The following is a 14,879-nucleotide window of genomic DNA, read 5'->3' on the forward strand; positions in this document are numbered from 1 at the left end:
ATGATGATCTTGCGGCCGGTCAGGCCGGCGTCGCCCATCGGGCCGCCGATCTCGAAGCGGCCGGTCGGGTTGACCAGCAGGCGGTAGCCCTCGGTCTCCAGCTTGATGCCGTCGTCGAGGAGGGCCTTGAGCTCCGGCTCCACCACGAACTCGCGGATGTCGGGCGCGAGCAGCGAGTCCAGGTCGATGTCGCTCGCGTGCTGCGAGGAGACCACGACCGTGTCCAGACGGACCGCCTTGTCACCGTCGTACTCGATGGTGACCTGGGTCTTTCCGTCGGGACGGAGGTAGGGGATCGTGCCGTTCTTGCGCACCTCGGACAGACGGCGGGAGAGCCGGTGCGCCAGGTGGATCGGCAGCGGCATCAGGTTGGGGGTCTCGTCCGTCGCGTACCCGAACATCAGTCCCTGGTCGCCCGCGCCCTGCTTGTCGAGCTCGTCCTCGTCACCCTCGACGCGGGACTCGTACGCCGTGTCCACGCCCTGCGCGATGTCCGGGGACTGGGAGCCGATCGACACCGAGACACCGCACGAAGCGCCGTCGAAGCCCTTCTTCGACGAGTCGTAGCCGATCTCCAGGATCTTGTCCCGGACCAGCTGGGCGATCGGCGCGTACGCCTTGGTCGTGACCTCTCCGGCCACGTGCACCAGGCCGGTCGTGATCAACGTCTCCACGGCGACCCGGGACGTCGGGTCCTCCCGCAGAAGCGCGTCGAGAATGGTGTCGCTGATCTGGTCAGCGATCTTGTCGGGGTGGCCCTCGGTCACGGACTCCGAGGTGAACAGGCGACGGGACACAACGCTCCCTGTGGTTGCAGCGGCTGCTGGCTGATCATTGGCGGACGGGACGGGAGCTGCGCCCGGCGTCGTCCGAGAACAGTTTATCGGTCGCGCTCGCCGGCAGGCCCCCCTGTCTCGCTTCTCGGAAGCGCTGTGACCTGCGGCACGGGCATTCTGCGCCACGGAGATCGCTCTCCGCCAGGGTCACCCCGAACGAATTCCGCGCGGACGGAGGCACCCGTTCAGGTGACACGCACCCCTACGGCAGACGGCGTGTCACCAGATCCCACACGGTCTCGGCCAGGGCTTCCTTCGGTCCGTACGGCACCGCGGTCTCGCTTCCGTCGGCGCCCAGCACCACGGCCTCGTTCTCCTCGGAGCCGAAGGTCCTGCGCTCCCCCACCTCGTTCACCACGAGGAGATCGCATCCCTTGCGCTCCAGTTTCGCGCGGCCGTTGGCGAGGACGTCGTCCGTCTCGGCGGCGAATCCGACCACGACCTGGCCGGGGCGGGGCCGGTCCGCCGAGATCTCGGCGAGGATGTCCGGATTACGGACCAGGACGATCGGCTCCGGTTCCTGGCCGTCCTTCTTCTTGATCTTCCCCGCCGCGTAGGCGGCGGGGCGGAAGTCCGCCACGGCCGCGGCCATCACCACGGCGTCGGCGTCCGGGGTCGCCTTGAGCACCGCCTCGCGCAGCTGCACGGCCGTGCCCACCCGCACCACGTCCACGCCCGCCGGGTCCGGCAGTCCGGTGTTCGCGGCGATCAGCGTCACCCGGGCCCCTCGTGCGGCCGCCGTGCGGGCGAGGGCGTATCCCTGTTTGCCGGAGGAACGGTTGCCGAGGAAGCGGACGGGGTCGAGCGGTTCGCGGGTACCGCCGGCGCTGACGACGACATGGCGGCCGGCGAGGTCGGGCTCCCGCACGCCCCGCGCCAGCACCCGGCGGCAGACCTCGAAGATCTCCGTGGGGTCGGGCAGCCGGCCCTTGCCGGTGTCCACGCCGGTCAGGCGGCCCACCGCGGGCTCGATGACGACGGCGCCGCGGCGGCGGAGCGTCGCCACGTTCTCCTGGGTGGCCGGGTGCTCCCACATCTCGGTGTGCATGGCGGGCGCGAAGACGACCGGGCAGCGGGCGGTGAGCAGGGTGTTGGTGAGGAGGTCGTCGGCGAGGCCGTGGGCGGCCTTGGCGAGCATGTCGGCCGTCGCGGGGGCCACCACCACCAGGTCCGCGTGCTGCCCGATACGGACGTGCGGGACCTCGTGGACGTCCGACCAGACCTCGGTGGAGACCGGGTGCCCGGAGAGCGCGGACCAGGTGGCCGCGCCCACGAAGTGCAGAGCCGACGCGGTCGGTACGACCCGCACGTCGTGCCCCGACTCCGTCAGCCTGCGCAGCAGCTCGCACGCCTTGTACGCGGCGATGCCACCGCTGACCCCCAGCACGACCTTCGGCTTGTCCACCGGGCCTCCCCACACTCGACATCCGTACGCCCCGGCTCGAAGACGTACGACTCCATGACACACCACGGGCCCGGCAGTCGTACTGCCGGGCCCGGGATGAAGTGAAGCGGCGGACTACTGCGCGGGGCCCTCGACGGCCTCGGACGTCAGCAGACCCGCGTTGATCTCGCGCAGGGCGATGGAGAGCGGCTTCTCGTGGACGTGGGTGTCGACGAGCGGACCGACGTACTCGAGGAGGCCCTCGCCGAGCTGCGAGTAGTACGCGTTGATCTGACGGGCGCGCTTGGCCGCGTAGATCACGAGGCTGTACTTCGAGTCGGTGGCCTCGAGGAGCTCGTCGATCGGAGGGTTGATGATGCCCTCGGGAGCGGTGATGGAAGAGGACACGCTCTGCCTTCCGAAAGGTGGAAATTGACCTGAAATATCAAACAACTTCCATCAAGGCTAGCAGCTCACGCGCCACGTCCTCGACGGAGGTGTTGACCAGGGTGGTGTCGAACTCCGGTTCGGCCGCCAGTTCGATCTTGGCTGCCTCCAGACGGCGCTCGATCACCTCGGGCGGTTCGGTGCCCCGCCCGGTGAGCCTGCGCACCAGCTCCTCCCAGGAGGGCGGAGCCAGGAACACGAGCAGTGCCTCGGGCATGGACTCGCGGACCTGCCGGGCGCCCTGGAGGTCGATCTCCAGCAGGACCGGCACACCCGTCTCCAGGTGTTCGAGGACGGCCGCGCGGGGTGTGCCGTACCGGTTGCCGGCGAATTCGGCCCACTCCAGGAGCTCGCCGTTGGCGATCAGCTTGTCCATCTCCTCGTCCGAGACGAAGAAGTAGTGGACCCCGTGCTTCTCACCGGGGCGCGGCTTACGGGTCGTCGCCGACACCGAGAGCCAGACCTCGGGGTGTTCCTTGCGCATATGAGCGACGACCGTGCTCTTGCCGACCCCTGAGGGGCCGGAGAGCACGGTCAGCCGCGGACGTTCACTCATGCAGCGATTATTCCAGCAATCCCGGAGTGCCCAGGACTCAGGCGCCGGAACCGCCGAACTCACGCTCCAAGGAGGCGATCTGGTTCGAGCCGAGACCGCGCACGCGGCGGCTCTCGGAGATCCCGAGTCGCTCCATGATCTGCTTGGCGCGGACCTTGCCCACGCCCGGCAGGGACTCGAGGAGAGCGGAGACCTTCATCTTGCCGATGACGTCGTTCTCCTGGCCCTGCTTGATGACCTCGTGAAGGGAGGCGCCGGAGTGCTTGAGTCGATTCTTGACCTCGGCCCGCTCCCGGCGAGCCGCGGCGGCCTTTTCGAGCGCGGCTGCGCGCTGTTCAGGGGTAAGGGGCGGAAGAGCCACGCCTACGTCACCTCGGATGTCGAACTGTCGGATACGGACCGGTGAGGAACCTAGTCGCCCCACACCTGGGGAGCTGCGAGCAACACGCTTGCCCGTTCTCCCCCACTTACCTAGAGGGCGTGGGAGGTGCCCCCACTCGACGGAGACTAGCGGGCAAGTCCGCCAGAGTCAGCGAGAACAGCGGAAAAGTCCTGGTCAGCCTCCCTGGAGCCGGGCATTTGCGACATACTGCCCAGGATTTGAGGATGTATTCAGACGCGGGCCGCTCCGGACGCAGTCATCGGAGGACTGCGGAGGGGCCCCCGAGGACCCGCGGGAGGCCGGCGCGGGGTCCCGAAGGCCCCGATAGGACCCGGAAAGTGCGGCTCAGGCGGCCTCGACCGCGGACCTGATCTCCTCCGCGAAGCGGTCCGCGGACTCCCGCAGCGCGAGAACGTCGGGACCGTGACGAAGAACACCCCGGCTCACGTTCGGGACGACGTTGCGCACCGCCGCGCCGAAGACTCCCGCGAGATCGGCCGCGGTGGCCCCCTGGGCGCCGATTCCCGGTGCCAGAAGCGGTCCGTTGATGTCCAGGTCGTAGGAGGAGAGATCACCCAGGGTGGCGCCGACGACCGCGCCGAAGGACCCCAGGGGCGTCTCCCCGGCGTTCTCGGCGGCGAGGTGGGCCAGCACGGTCGCCCCGACCGTACGGCCGTCCGCACGGAGGGCGTGCTGTACCTCGCCGCCCTCCGGGTTGGAGGTGAGGGCGAGCACGAAGAGCCCGGCACCGCTCTCGCGCGCCAGCTCCACCGCGGGCCTCAGCGAGCCGTAGCCCAGGTAGGGCGACACGGTCAGCGCGTCGGAGAACAGCGGCGCGTCCTTGCGCAGGAAGGTCTCCGCGTACGCGGCCATGGTCGAACCGATGTCGCCGCGCTTGGCGTCCATGACGACCAGCGCCCCGGCCTCCCGCGCCTGCTCGACCGACTTCTCCAGCACGGCGATCCCGCGCGAGCCGAACCGCTCGAAGAACGCGCTCTGCGGCTTGAGGACCGCGACCCGCTCGGCCAGCGCCTCGACGACGGTGCGGCTGAAGCGCTCCAGTCCGGCGACGTCGTCGCTCAGGCCCCAGTCGGCGAGCAGGGAGGCGTGCGGGTCGATGCCGACGCACAGGGGGCCGCGCTCGTCCATGGCGCGGCGCAGGCGTGCTCCGAAGGGTTCCGGGCTCATACGGACTTCCTCACGTCGGCGCCGACCGCGTCGGCGAGGGTGGCGTAGGGGCTCGTCCGCAGGCGCGCGGCGAGGCCCTTGTGGATCCCGCGGGCCCAGAAGGGACCCTCGTAGACGAAGGCGCTGTACCCCTGGACCAGCGTGGCGCCGGCCAGGATGCGCTGCCAGGCGTCCTCGGCGTTCTCGACGCCGCCCACGCCCACCAGGGTGATGCGGTCGCCCACGCGCGCGTAGAGGCGGCTCAGCACCTCCAGGGAGCGTGCCTTCAGCGGCGCGCCGGAGAGGCCGCCGGTCTCCTTGACGAGGGAGGGTTCGGACTTCAGACCGAGTCCTTCGCGCGCGATGGTGGTGTTCGTGGCGATGATCCCGTCCAGACCGAGTTCGACGGCGAGGTCGGCGACCGCGTCGACGTCCTCGTCGGCGAGGTCGGGGGCGATCTTGACGAGGAGCGGCACCCGCCGGTCGGTCACGGCACGGTCGGCGGCCTCGCGGACGGCGCTCAGCAGGGGCCGCAGCGCCTCCGTGGCCTGGAGGTCGCGCAGACCGGGGGTGTTCGGGGAGCTCACGTTGACCACGAGGTAGTCGGCGTGCCGGGCGAGCCGCTCGGCCGACTTCACGTAGTCGCCGACGGCCTCGGCCTCGGGGACGGCCTTGGTCTTGCCGATGTTGACGCCGACGACGGTCCTGAAGACGGGCGTACGGGCCGCCAGGCGCTCCGAGACGGCCGCGGAGCCCTCGTTGTTGAACCCCATGCGGTTGATCAGCGCCCGGTCCGGTACCAGCCGGAACAGCCGCTTCCTGGGGTTGCCCGGCTGCGGCTCCCCCGTCACCGTGCCGATCTCGATGTGGTCGAAGCCGAGCATCGACATCCCGTCGACGGCGACGGCGTTCTTGTCGAAGCCGGCCGCGAGCCCGAAGGGGCCGTGCATGCGCAGCCCGAACGCCTCGGTGCGCAGTTCCTCGAAGCGGGGGGCGAGCGCGGCGGCGACGAAGGTGCGCAGGACGGGGACGCGGGCGGCGAGCCGGATCCAGCGGAAGGCGAGGTGATGGGCCCGCTCAGGGTCCATCCGCCTGAAGACGAGGTTGAAGAAGATCTTGTACATGTGTCCTCACGAAGACGTGGAGCCCTCACGAAGAGGGGGACACCGTTTCCGGTGTCCCCCTCTCCGGGCTGCTAGTCGCGGGCCGCGGTCAGATGTTCGGCGTGTTCCTGGAGGGAGCGCACGCCCACGTCGCCGTGGTTGAGCGCGTCGATGCCCTGGACGGCGGCGGCCAGCGCCTGGACCGTCGTCAGGCAGGGCACGGACCGCGCCACGGCGGCCGTACGGATCTCGTAGCCGTCGAGGCGGCCGCCGGTGCCGTACGGGGTGTTGACGATGAGGTCGACCTCGCCGTCGTGGATGAGCTGGACGATGGTCCGCTCGCCGTTCGGGCCGGTGCCCTCGGACTGCTTGCGCACGACCGTGGCATTGATGCCGTTGCGCTTGAGCACCTCGGCCGTGCCGGACGTGGCGAGCAGCTCGAAGCCGTGGGCGACGAGCTCGCGCGCCGGGAAGATCATCGAACGCTTGTCGCGGTTGGCGACCGAGATGAAGGCGCGGCCCTTGGTCGGCAGCGGACCGTACGCGGCCGCCTGCGACTTGGCGTAGGCGGTGCCGAACACCGAGTCGATGCCCATGACCTCGCCCGTGGAGCGCATCTCCGGGCCGAGGACGGTGTCCACGCCGCGCCCGTGGATGTCGCGGAAGCGCGACCACGGCATGACGGCCTCCTTGACGGAGATCGGCGCGTCGAGGGGCAGTTCGCCGCCGTCGCCGTGGGCCGGGAGCAGCCCCTCGGCCCGCAGCTGCGCCACGGTCGCGCCCAGCGAGATCCGGGCGGCGGCCTTCGCCAGCGGCACCGCGGTCGCCTTCGAGGTGAAGGGGACGGTGCGTGAGGCGCGCGGGTTGGCCTCCAGGACGTACAGGATGTCGCCCGCCATGGCGAACTGGATGTTGATCAGGCCGCGGACGCCGACGCCCTTGGCGATGGCCTCCGTGGAGGCCCGCAGGCGCTTGATGTCGAACCCGCCGAGGGTGATCGGCGGCAGGGCGCACGCGGAGTCGCCGGAGTGGATGCCGGCCTCCTCGATGTGCTCCATGACGCCGCCGAGGTAGAGCTCCTCGCCGTCGTAGAGCGCGTCGACGTCGATCTCGATCGCGTCGTCGAGGAAGCGGTCGACCAGGACCGGCCGGGAGGGGCTGATCTCGGTCGACTCGGCGATGTAGGAGGACAGCCGGATCTCGTCGTAGACGATCTCCATGCCGCGGCCGCCGAGGACGTACGAGGGCCGTACGAGGACGGGGTAGCCGATCTCGTCGGCGATGGCCTTGGCCTCGGCGAACGTCGTGGCCGTGCCGTGCTTGGGGGCCGGCAGGCCCGCCTCGGCCAGGACCCGCCCGAAGGCGCCGCGGTCCTCGGCGGCGTGGATGGCCTCGGGGGACGTGCCCACGACCGGCACACCGTTGTCCTTGAGCGCCTGTGAAAGGCCCAGCGGGGTCTGGCCGCCGAGCTGCACGATGACGCCCGCGACCGGACCGGCGAGGGTCTCCGCGTGCACGATCTCCAGGACGTCCTCCAGCGTCAGCGGCTCGAAGTACAGGCGGTCGGAGGTGTCGTAGTCGGTGGAGACGGTCTCGGGGTTGCAGTTGACCATCACGGTCTCGTAGCCCGCGTCGCTGAGCGCGAAGGAGGCGTGGACGCAGGAGTAGTCGAACTCGATGCCCTGGCCGATGCGGTTCGGGCCGGAGCCCAGGATGATGACCGCGGGCTTCTCGCGCGGGGCGACCTCGGTCTCCTCGTCGTAGGAGGAGTAGAAGTACGGCGTCTTCGCCGCGAACTCGGCGGCGCAGGTGTCGACCGTCTTGTACACGGGGCGCACGCCCAGCGCGTGCCGCACCTCGCGCACGACGTCCTCGCGCAGCCCGCGGATCTCGGCGATCTGGGCGTCGGAGAAGCCGTGCCGCTTGGCCTCGGCGAGCAGTTCGGGGTGGAGCTTGTCCGCGCCGGCCAGCTCGTCCGCGATCTCCTTGATCAGGAAGAGCTGGTCCACGAACCACGGGTCGATCTTCGTCGACTCGAAGACCTCCTCGGGCGTGGCGCCCGCGCGGATGGCCTGCATGACGGAGTTGATGCGCCCGTCGGTCGGCCGCACGGCCTCGGCCAGCAGTTCGGCCTTGTCGCCCGGCTCGCCCACGAAGGTGAACTGCGAGCCCTTCTTCTCCAGCGACCGCAGTGCCTTCTGCAGGGCCTCGGTGAAGTTGCGGCCGATCGCCATGGCCTCGCCGACCGACTTCATGGTCGTGGTGAGGGTGGAGTCGGCGCTCGGGAACTTCTCGAAGGCGAAGCGCGGGGCCTTGACCACCACGTAGTCGAGCGTCGGTTCGAAGGACGCCGGGGTCTGCTCGGTGATGTCGTTCGGGATCTCGTCGAGCGTGTAGCCGACGGCGAGCTTGGCGGCGATCTTGGCGATCGGGAAGCCGGTCGCCTTGGAGGCGAGCGCCGAGGAGCGGGAGACACGCGGGTTCATCTCGATGACGATCACCCGGCCGTCCTCGGGGTTCACCGCGAACTGGATGTTGCAGCCGCCCGTGTCGACGCCGACCTCGCGGATGACGGCGATGCCGACGTCGCGCAGGACCTGGTACTCGCGGTCGGTGAGCGTCATCGCCGGGGCGACGGTGATCGAGTCGCCGGTGTGCACGCCCATGGGGTCGAAGTTCTCGATGGAGCAGACGACCACGACGTTGTCGTGCTTGTCGCGCATCAGCTCCAGCTCGTACTCCTTCCAGCCGAGGATGGACTCCTCCAGGAGCACCTCGGTGGTCGGGGAGAGCGTCAGGCCCTGGCCCGCGATGCGGCGCAGCTCCTCCTCGTCGTGGGCGAAACCGGAGCCGGCTCCGCCCATGGTGAAGGAGGGGCGGACGACGACGGGGTAGCCGCCGAGCGTCTCGACGCCCGCGATCACGTCGTCCATGGAGTGGCAGATGACGGAGCGGGCGGACTCGCCGTGCCCGATCTTCGCGCGGACGGCCTCGACGACGCCCTTGAAGAGCTCGCGGTCCTCGCCCTTGTTGATCGCCTCGACGTTGGCGCCGATGAGTTCGACGCCGTACTTGTCGAGGGTTCCGGCGTCGTGCAGCGAGATGGCCGTGTTGAGGGCCGTCTGACCGCCGAGGGTGGGCAGCAGCGCGTCCGGCCGCTCCTTGGCGATGATCTTCTCGACGAACTCCGGGGTGATCGGCTCGACGTAGGTGGCGTCGGCGATCTCCGGGTCGGTCATGATCGTCGCCGGGTTGGAGTTGACCAGGACGACCCTGAGGCCCTCGGCGCGCAGGACGCGGCAGGCCTGGGTGCCGGAGTAGTCGAACTCGGCGGCCTGGCCGATGACGATCGGGCCGGAGCCGATGACCAGGACGGACTGGATATCGGTGCGCTTAGGCACGCTGGCCCTCCATCAGGGATACGAAGCGGTCGAACAGGTAGGCGGCGTCGTGCGGGCCGGCTGCCGCTTCGGGGTGGTACTGGACGCTGAAGGCCGGCTGGTCGAGGAGGTGGAGTCCCTCGACGACCTGGTCGTTCAGGCAGACGTGGGAGACCTCGGCGCGGCCGTAGGGGGTCTCGGAGACCTTGTCGAGCGGCGCGTCCACGGCGAAGCCGTGGTTGTGCGCGGTGACCTCGACCTTGCCGGTCGTACGGTCCTGCACGGGCTGGTTGATGCCCCGGTGGCCGTACTTGAGCTTGTAGGTGCCGAAGCCGAGCGCGCGGCCGAGGATCTGGTTGCCGAAGCAGATGCCGAACAGGGGCGTCCTCCGGGCGAGGACCTCCTGCATGACGGAGACCGGTCCGTCGGCGGTGGCGGGGTCACCTGGGCCGTTGGAGAAGAAGACGCCGTCCGGGTTCACGGCGTAGACGTCCTCGGCGGTGGCCGTGGCGGGCAGTACGTGCACCTCGATGCCGCGCTCGGCCATCCGGTGCGGGGTCATGCCCTTGATGCCCAGGTCCACGGCGGCGACGGTGAACCTCTTCTCGCCGATCGCGGGGACGACGTACGTCTCCTTGGTGGCGACCTCGGCGGCGAGGTTCGCGCCCTGCATCTCGGGCGCCTGGCGCACCTCGGCGAGCATGGTGCCCTCGTCGGGCAGCGCGTTGCCGGAGAAGATGCCGACCCGCATGGCGCCGCGCTCGCGCAGGTGGCGGGTGAGGGCGCGGGTGTCGATGCCGCTGATGCCGACGACGCCCTGGTGGCGCAGCTCCTCGTCGAGCGAGCGGCGGGAGCGCCAGTTGGAGGGCACGCGCGCGGGGTCGCGGACGACGTAGCCGGCGACCCAGATCCGCCGCGACTCGGGGTCCTCGTCGTTGACACCGGTGTTGCCGACGTGCGGGGCGGTCATGACGACGACCTGACGGTGGTACGACGGGTCGGTGAGGGTCTCCTGGTAGCCGGTCATCCCGGTGGAGAACACGGCCTCGCCGAAGGTCACCCCCACGGCCCCGTAGGCGCGGCCGCGGAAGGTCCGGCCGTCCTCCAGGACGAGTACGGCGGGAGCCGCCTTGTGCCTCTGCGAGGCGGCTCCCTGGATGGAGGTCGTCATCGTGCGCCTTCCGTGTCGGTGCTCTTGCTGATCATGTTGTTCAGGGTGTCGACCCACTCGCCGTGCTCGGCCGCGCGGTCGGAACGGAAGCCGGAGTCGATCAGCCGGTCGCCGTGCGCCCAGGTGACGACGAGCAGGCCGCCCTCGGTGAGGACCTTGCCGGCGATGCCCTTGTCGAGCCGGGCCTCGCGCAGTGCCTCGGCGGGGACGAAGAAGTCCGCCGCTCCGGGGCGTACGACGTCCAGTCCCGCGTCCGTGAGGGTGAGCTCGACCCGGCTGCGGGTGCCCAGGCCGTGCGCGACGATGCGGTCGAGCCACTGCCCGGCGGTGGTGGAGCCGTGGTAGCGGCCGCTCATGGCCAGTCTCGCCGGACCGGGGTCGTCCGGCACTCCAGGCAGCTCCGGCAGGTCGCCCTGGAGGGTGCCGCGCCACTTCCAGCCCTCACGCATCAGCCAGTAGACGAGGGCGACGAAGAGGGCGAGTCCGACGAGCCAGCCGATCCGGGCGGCCCAGTCGGTCACTTCGGCCGACTTCTGTTCGGCTGCCAGGGAGGCGGCCATCGGGATGAGAGGTGTCACGCGAGCTTCCCGTCTACGAGGGTGGCCTTGCCCCGCAGCCAGGTGTGGGTGACCCGGCCCGGCAGCTCACGGCCCTCGTAGGGGGTGTTGCGGCTGCGCGAGGCGAAGCCCGCGGGGTCCACGGACCCACGGTATGCGGTGTCGACGAGTGTGAGGTTCGCGGGCTCGCCTGCCGAGACGGGACGGCCGTGCCCGTCGGCCCGGCCGATGCGGGCGGGTGCGGAGGACATCCGGTCGGCGACGCCGGCCCAGTCGAGCAGGCCGGTGTCGACCATCGTCTGCTGGACGACGGACAGCGCGGTCTCCAGGCCCACCATGCCCATGGCGGCGGCGGCCCACTCGCAGTCCTTGTCCTCGTGCGGGTGCGGCGCGTGGTCGGTGGCGACGATGTCGATGGTGCCGTCGGCGAGCGCCTCGCGCAGGGCCGCCACGTCGCGCTCGGTCCGCAGCGGCGGGTTGACCTTGTAGACCGGGTCGTAGGTGCGGACCAGTTCGTCGGTGAGGAGGAGGTGGTGCGGGGTGACCTCGGCGGTCACGTCGATGCCGCGGGACTTGGCCCAGCGCACGATCTCGACGCTGCCGGCGGTCGACAGGTGGCAGATGTGGACGCGCGAGCCGACGTGCTCGGCGAGCAGGACGTCCCGGGCGATGATCGACTCCTCGGCCACCGCCGGCCAGCCGCCGAGGCCGAGCTCGGCGGAGACGACGCCCTCGTTCATCTGGGCGCCCTCGGTGAGTCGGGGCTCCTGCGCGTGCTGGGCGACGACGCCGCCGAAGGCCTTCACGTACTCCAGCGCCCGGCGCATGATCACCGCGTCGTCCACGCACTTGCCGTCGTCCGAGAAGACCGTGACGCCGGCGGCGGACTCGTGCATGGCGCCGAGTTCGGCGAGCTTCCTGCCCTCCAGGCCGACCGTGACGGCGCCGATGGGCTGCACGTCGCAGTAGCCGTGCTCCTGGCCGAGCCGGTAGACCTGCTCGACAACACCGGCGGTGTCGGCGACCGGGAAGGTGTTGGCCATGGCGAACACCGCGGTGTAGCCGCCGCTCGCCGCCGCCCTGGTGCCGGTCAGGACGGTCTCGGAGTCCTCACGGCCGGGCTCGCGCAGATGGGTGTGCAGGTCGACGAGGCCCGGCAGGAGCACCTTGCCGTCCGCCTCGACGACCTCGGCGCCCTCGGCGGACAGTCCGGTGCCGACCGCGGCGATCGTGTCGCCGTCGATCAGGACGTCCTGCGGCTCGCCGCCGAGCACCTTCGCACCACGGATCAGGATCTTGCTCATTCTTCTTACTTCTCCTCGGTGCGGGTGTGGGTGACGGCGGGCTCGTTGCCGCCCAGCAGGAGGTACAGGACGGCCATGCGGATGGAGACGCCGTTGGCGACCTGCTCCACGACGGTGCAGCGGTCGGAGTCGGCCACCTCGGCGGTGATCTCCATGCCGCGGACCATCGGGCCGGGGTGCATCACGATGGCGTGCTCGGGCATCTTCGCCATGCGGTCGCCGTCGAGGCCGTAGCGCCGCGAGTACTCGCGCTCGGTCGGGAAGAACGCCGCGTTCATGCGTTCGCGCTGGACGCGCAGCATCATCACCGCGTCGGACTTGGCGAGCGTGCTGTCGAGGTCGTACGAGATGTCGCAGGGCCACGACTCGACGCCGACCGGTACCAGGGTCGGCGGGGCGACGAGGGTGACCTCGGCGCCGAGGGTGTGCAGCAGGTCGACGTTGGAGCGGGCGACGCGGCTGTGCAGGACGTCACCGACGATCGTGATGCGCCGGCCGGCCAGGTCCTGGCCGATCCCGGCGTCGCGGCCGACCAGGCGGCGGCGCATGGTGAAGGCGTCCAGCAGGGCCTGGGTGGGGTGCTGGTGGGTCCCGTCGCCCGCGTTGATCACGGCGGCGTCGATCCAGCCGGAGGTGGCGAGCCGGTACGGGGCTCCGGAGGCGCCGTGCCGGATGACGACGGCGTCGACGCCCATGGCCTCGAGGGTCTGGGCGGTGTCCTTGAGGGACTCGCCCTTGGAGACGCTCGATCCCTTGGCGGTGAAGTTGATGACGTCCGCGGAGAGGCGCTTCTCGGCGGCCTCGAAGGAGATCCGGGTGCGGGTCGAGTCCTCGAAGAAGAGGTTGACCACGGTGCGGCCGCGCAGGGTCGGCAGCTTCTTGATAGGCCGGTCGGCGACCCGGGCCATCTCCTCGGCGGTGTCGAGGATCAGGACGGCGTCGTCGCGGGTGAGGTCGGCGGCCGAGATGAGATGACGCTGCATCTGTCAGGCTCCGTAAGGCAGTTCAGTTCGGGAGGCGGGCGCCGCGGGGGTGTGCCCCGGAAGCGCCGCGGCGGGCGTGCGGGCGCGCAGGCGCACTCGATGGGCGTACCGCGGTGACGGACGCCGGAGTGCTACTGCTGTGCGTCCGGGGAGATCCGCTTCGCACCGAGCAGCACGGTGTCGCGACCGTCCTCCTCGGCGAGCTGGACCTTGACCGTCTCCCGCAGCGACGTGGGGAGGTTCTTGCCGACGTAGTCGGCACGGATGGGCAGTTCGCGGTGGCCGCGGTCGACGAGGACCGCGAGCTGCACGGCGCGCGGGCGGCCGATGTCGTTCAGCGCGTCCAGCGCGGCGCGGATCGTGCGCCCCGAGAAGAGCACGTCGTCCACGAGGACGACCAGCCGGCCGTCGATGCCGTCGCCGGGGATCTCGGTACGGGCCAGCGCCCGCGGCGGATGCATGCGCAGGTCGTCGCGGTACATCGTGATGTCGAGCGAGCCCACCGGGATCTTGCGGCCGGTGATCTCCGCGAGCTTGTCGGCCAGCCTGCGGGCCAGGAAGACGCCCCGGGTCGGGATGCCGAGGAGCACCACGTCGTCGGCGCCCTTGGCGCGCTCGACGATCTCGTGGGCGATGCGGGTCAGCACCCGCGCAATGTCGGGGCCTTCGAGAACGGGCCGGGCACCGGCCGCGTACTGCTGCTTGTCATGCTCAGAGTCCATACGAAACGGACCTCCTTCTCCGCCTCACGGGACGGATCATTAAAGGACGTCGGATTTGCGCCATCCACGGTACCAGCCCCGCAACGCGCCTGATCACCCCCCTTTGAGCCACCCCGGGTGACCCCTGCGGAGCGCCGGGTCCGGACCATTCGGCTTGACGGGGGAGAGTAACGCTGCGTAACCTCACAGTGAGTCACCAGAGTCACCAGCCGCGCGGCCGAGCCGCACGTTGATACAGCGTCCGGGGAGCTATATGTCCAGCGAATACGCCAAACAGCTCGGGGCCAAGCTCCGGGCCATCCGCACCCAGCAGGGCCTTTCCCTCCACGGAGTCGAGGAGAAGTCCCAGGGACGCTGGAAGGCGGTCGTGGTCGGTTCCTACGAGCGAGGCGACCGTGCCGTGACCGTGCAGCGTCTTGCCGAACTGGCCGATTTCTACGGTGTCCCCGTGCAGGAGTTGCTGCCCGGCACCACTCCCGGCGGGGCCGCCGAGCCGCCGCCGAAGCTCGTCCTGGACCTGGAGCGCCTGGCCCATGTGCCGGCCGAGAAGGCGGGACCCCTCCAGCGCTACGCCGCGACGATCCAGTCGCAGCGCGGTGACTACAACGGCAAGGTGCTCTCGATCCGCCAGGACGACCTGCGCACCCTCGCCGTCATCTACGACCAGTCGCCCTCGGTCCTCACCGAGCAGCTGATCAGCTGGGGTGTGCTGGACGCCGACGCGCGCCGCGCCGTCGCCCACGAAGAGGTCTGACCCCTTCGGACAGCTCAGCAGAAACGTGCCGCCGGGGGGGGGGGGACGGGGGGGGGGTGGCGCCCCCCCCCCGCGGGCGGAGGGGGGGGGGGCGCCAGCAGCGCGCGGCGCGCCCGCGGCCCGCCGCCCCGCG

14 protein-coding genes are annotated in these 14,879 nt (G+C 70.5%); 1 reads left to right on the forward strand and 13 read right to left on the reverse strand.

All coding sequences use genetic code 11. The annotated features are described in order from the left end of the window. The 13 genes from metK to pyrR all read right to left on the reverse strand — a co-directional run. A partial coding sequence (gene metK / locus ACFV2J_RS41610; RefSeq protein WP_365770269.1) for a methionine adenosyltransferase occupies window positions 1-797 on the reverse strand: 797 nt, incomplete at its 3' end. Window positions 798-1,038: 241 nt separating this feature from the next. After that, complete coding sequence (coaBC, locus tag ACFV2J_RS41615) at window positions 1,039-2,241, reverse strand: bifunctional phosphopantothenoylcysteine decarboxylase/phosphopantothenate--cysteine ligase CoaBC (RefSeq protein ID WP_385443684.1); 1,203 nt, start codon at window positions 2,239-2,241, stop codon at window positions 1,039-1,041. Window positions 2,242-2,355: 114 nt separating this feature from the next. Continuing rightward, window positions 2,356-2,628: a DNA-directed RNA polymerase subunit omega gene (rpoZ, locus tag ACFV2J_RS41620; protein WP_003982715.1), complete on the reverse strand. Its 273-nt coding sequence runs from the start codon at window positions 2,626-2,628 to the stop codon at window positions 2,356-2,358. 37 nt (window positions 2,629-2,665) lie between these two features. Next, window positions 2,666-3,223: a guanylate kinase gene (gene gmk, locus ACFV2J_RS41625; RefSeq protein WP_385097251.1), complete on the reverse strand. Its 558-nt coding sequence runs from the start codon at window positions 3,221-3,223 to the stop codon at window positions 2,666-2,668. Between the two features lie 37 nt (window positions 3,224-3,260). Continuing rightward, window positions 3,261-3,584 carry an integration host factor gene (locus tag ACFV2J_RS41630; RefSeq protein ID WP_016638838.1) on the reverse strand — a complete coding sequence of 108 codons (324 nt, stop codon included), beginning with the start codon at window positions 3,582-3,584 and terminating at the stop codon, window positions 3,261-3,263. 366 nt (window positions 3,585-3,950) lie between these two features. Then, window positions 3,951-4,793 carry an orotidine-5'-phosphate decarboxylase gene (pyrF, locus tag ACFV2J_RS41635; RefSeq protein ID WP_385090944.1) on the reverse strand — a complete coding sequence of 281 codons (843 nt, stop codon included), beginning with the start codon at window positions 4,791-4,793 and terminating at the stop codon, window positions 3,951-3,953. Continuing rightward, a complete protein-coding gene (locus ACFV2J_RS41640) occupies window positions 4,790-5,896 on the reverse strand; it encodes a quinone-dependent dihydroorotate dehydrogenase (protein ID WP_385090947.1) in 1,107 nt (368 codons plus the stop codon). Before ACFV2J_RS41640 ends, pyrF begins: the two co-directional genes overlap by 4 nt. A 71-nt stretch (window positions 5,897-5,967) precedes the next feature. Further along, the gene (carB, locus tag ACFV2J_RS41645; RefSeq protein ID WP_385090950.1) at window positions 5,968-9,276 is read right to left on the reverse strand and encodes a carbamoyl-phosphate synthase large subunit; all 3,309 of its coding nucleotides are present in this window, start codon (window positions 9,274-9,276) and stop codon (window positions 5,968-5,970) included. Further along, the gene (carA, locus tag ACFV2J_RS41650) at window positions 9,269-10,426 is read right to left on the reverse strand and encodes a glutamine-hydrolyzing carbamoyl-phosphate synthase small subunit (RefSeq protein ID WP_385090953.1); all 1,158 of its coding nucleotides are present in this window, start codon (window positions 10,424-10,426) and stop codon (window positions 9,269-9,271) included. The genes carB and carA overlap by 8 nt, the downstream gene beginning before the upstream one ends. Continuing rightward, the gene (locus ACFV2J_RS41655) at window positions 10,423-10,986 is read right to left on the reverse strand and encodes a hypothetical protein (protein WP_385090962.1); all 564 of its coding nucleotides are present in this window, start codon (window positions 10,984-10,986) and stop codon (window positions 10,423-10,425) included. The genes carA and ACFV2J_RS41655 overlap by 4 nt, the downstream gene beginning before the upstream one ends. Window positions 10,987-11,000: 14 nt before the next feature. After that, window positions 11,001-12,287: a dihydroorotase gene (locus ACFV2J_RS41660; RefSeq protein WP_385090956.1), complete on the reverse strand. Its 1,287-nt coding sequence runs from the start codon at window positions 12,285-12,287 to the stop codon at window positions 11,001-11,003. 5 nt (window positions 12,288-12,292) lie between these two features. Beyond that, complete coding sequence (locus ACFV2J_RS41665) at window positions 12,293-13,270, reverse strand: aspartate carbamoyltransferase catalytic subunit (protein ID WP_385090959.1); 978 nt, start codon at window positions 13,268-13,270, stop codon at window positions 12,293-12,295. Window positions 13,271-13,401: 131 nt separating this feature from the next. Further along, entirely contained in the window at window positions 13,402-13,992 is a 591-nt protein-coding gene (gene pyrR / locus ACFV2J_RS41670) for a bifunctional pyr operon transcriptional regulator/uracil phosphoribosyltransferase PyrR (protein WP_153291676.1), read from the reverse strand. A gap of 253 nt (window positions 13,993-14,245) precedes the next feature. Between pyrR and bldD the strand changes: the two genes are divergently transcribed. After that, complete coding sequence (gene bldD / locus ACFV2J_RS41675) at window positions 14,246-14,746, forward strand: transcriptional regulator BldD (RefSeq protein ID WP_148007825.1); 501 nt, start codon at window positions 14,246-14,248, stop codon at window positions 14,744-14,746. Window positions 14,747-14,879 lie beyond the last annotated feature (133 nt).

It is taken from the genome of Streptomyces sp. NPDC059668 (genome assembly GCF_042734135.1).
In the GTDB taxonomy this organism is placed as follows: domain Bacteria; phylum Actinomycetota; class Actinomycetes; order Streptomycetales; family Streptomycetaceae; genus Streptomyces.

Excerpts from the sequence above, each read along its gene's own strand:
- gmk (WP_385097251.1), bottom strand. The coding sequence starts at position 3,223 with ATGAGTGAACGTCCGCGGCTGACCGTGCTCTCCGGCCCCTCAGGGGTC.
- pyrF (WP_385090944.1), bottom strand. The coding sequence starts at position 4,793 with ATGAGCCCGGAACCCTTCGGAGCACGCCTGCGCCGCGCCATGGACGAG.
- ACFV2J_RS41640 (WP_385090947.1), bottom strand. The coding sequence starts at position 5,896 with ATGTACAAGATCTTCTTCAACCTCGTCTTCAGGCGGATGGACCCTGAG.
- carA (WP_385090953.1), bottom strand. The coding sequence starts at position 10,426 with ATGACGACCTCCATCCAGGGAGCCGCCTCGCAGAGGCACAAGGCGGCT.
- ACFV2J_RS41655 (WP_385090962.1), bottom strand. The coding sequence starts at position 10,986 with ATGGCCGCCTCCCTGGCAGCCGAACAGAAGTCGGCCGAAGTGACCGAC.
- ACFV2J_RS41660 (WP_385090956.1), bottom strand. The coding sequence starts at position 12,287 with ATGAGCAAGATCCTGATCCGTGGTGCGAAGGTGCTCGGCGGCGAGCCG.
- ACFV2J_RS41665 (WP_385090959.1), bottom strand. The coding sequence starts at position 13,270 with ATGCAGCGTCATCTCATCTCGGCCGCCGACCTCACCCGCGACGACGCC.
- pyrR (WP_153291676.1), bottom strand. The coding sequence starts at position 13,992 with ATGGACTCTGAGCATGACAAGCAGCAGTACGCGGCCGGTGCCCGGCCC.
- bldD (WP_148007825.1), top strand. The coding sequence starts at position 14,246 with ATGTCCAGCGAATACGCCAAACAGCTCGGGGCCAAGCTCCGGGCCATC.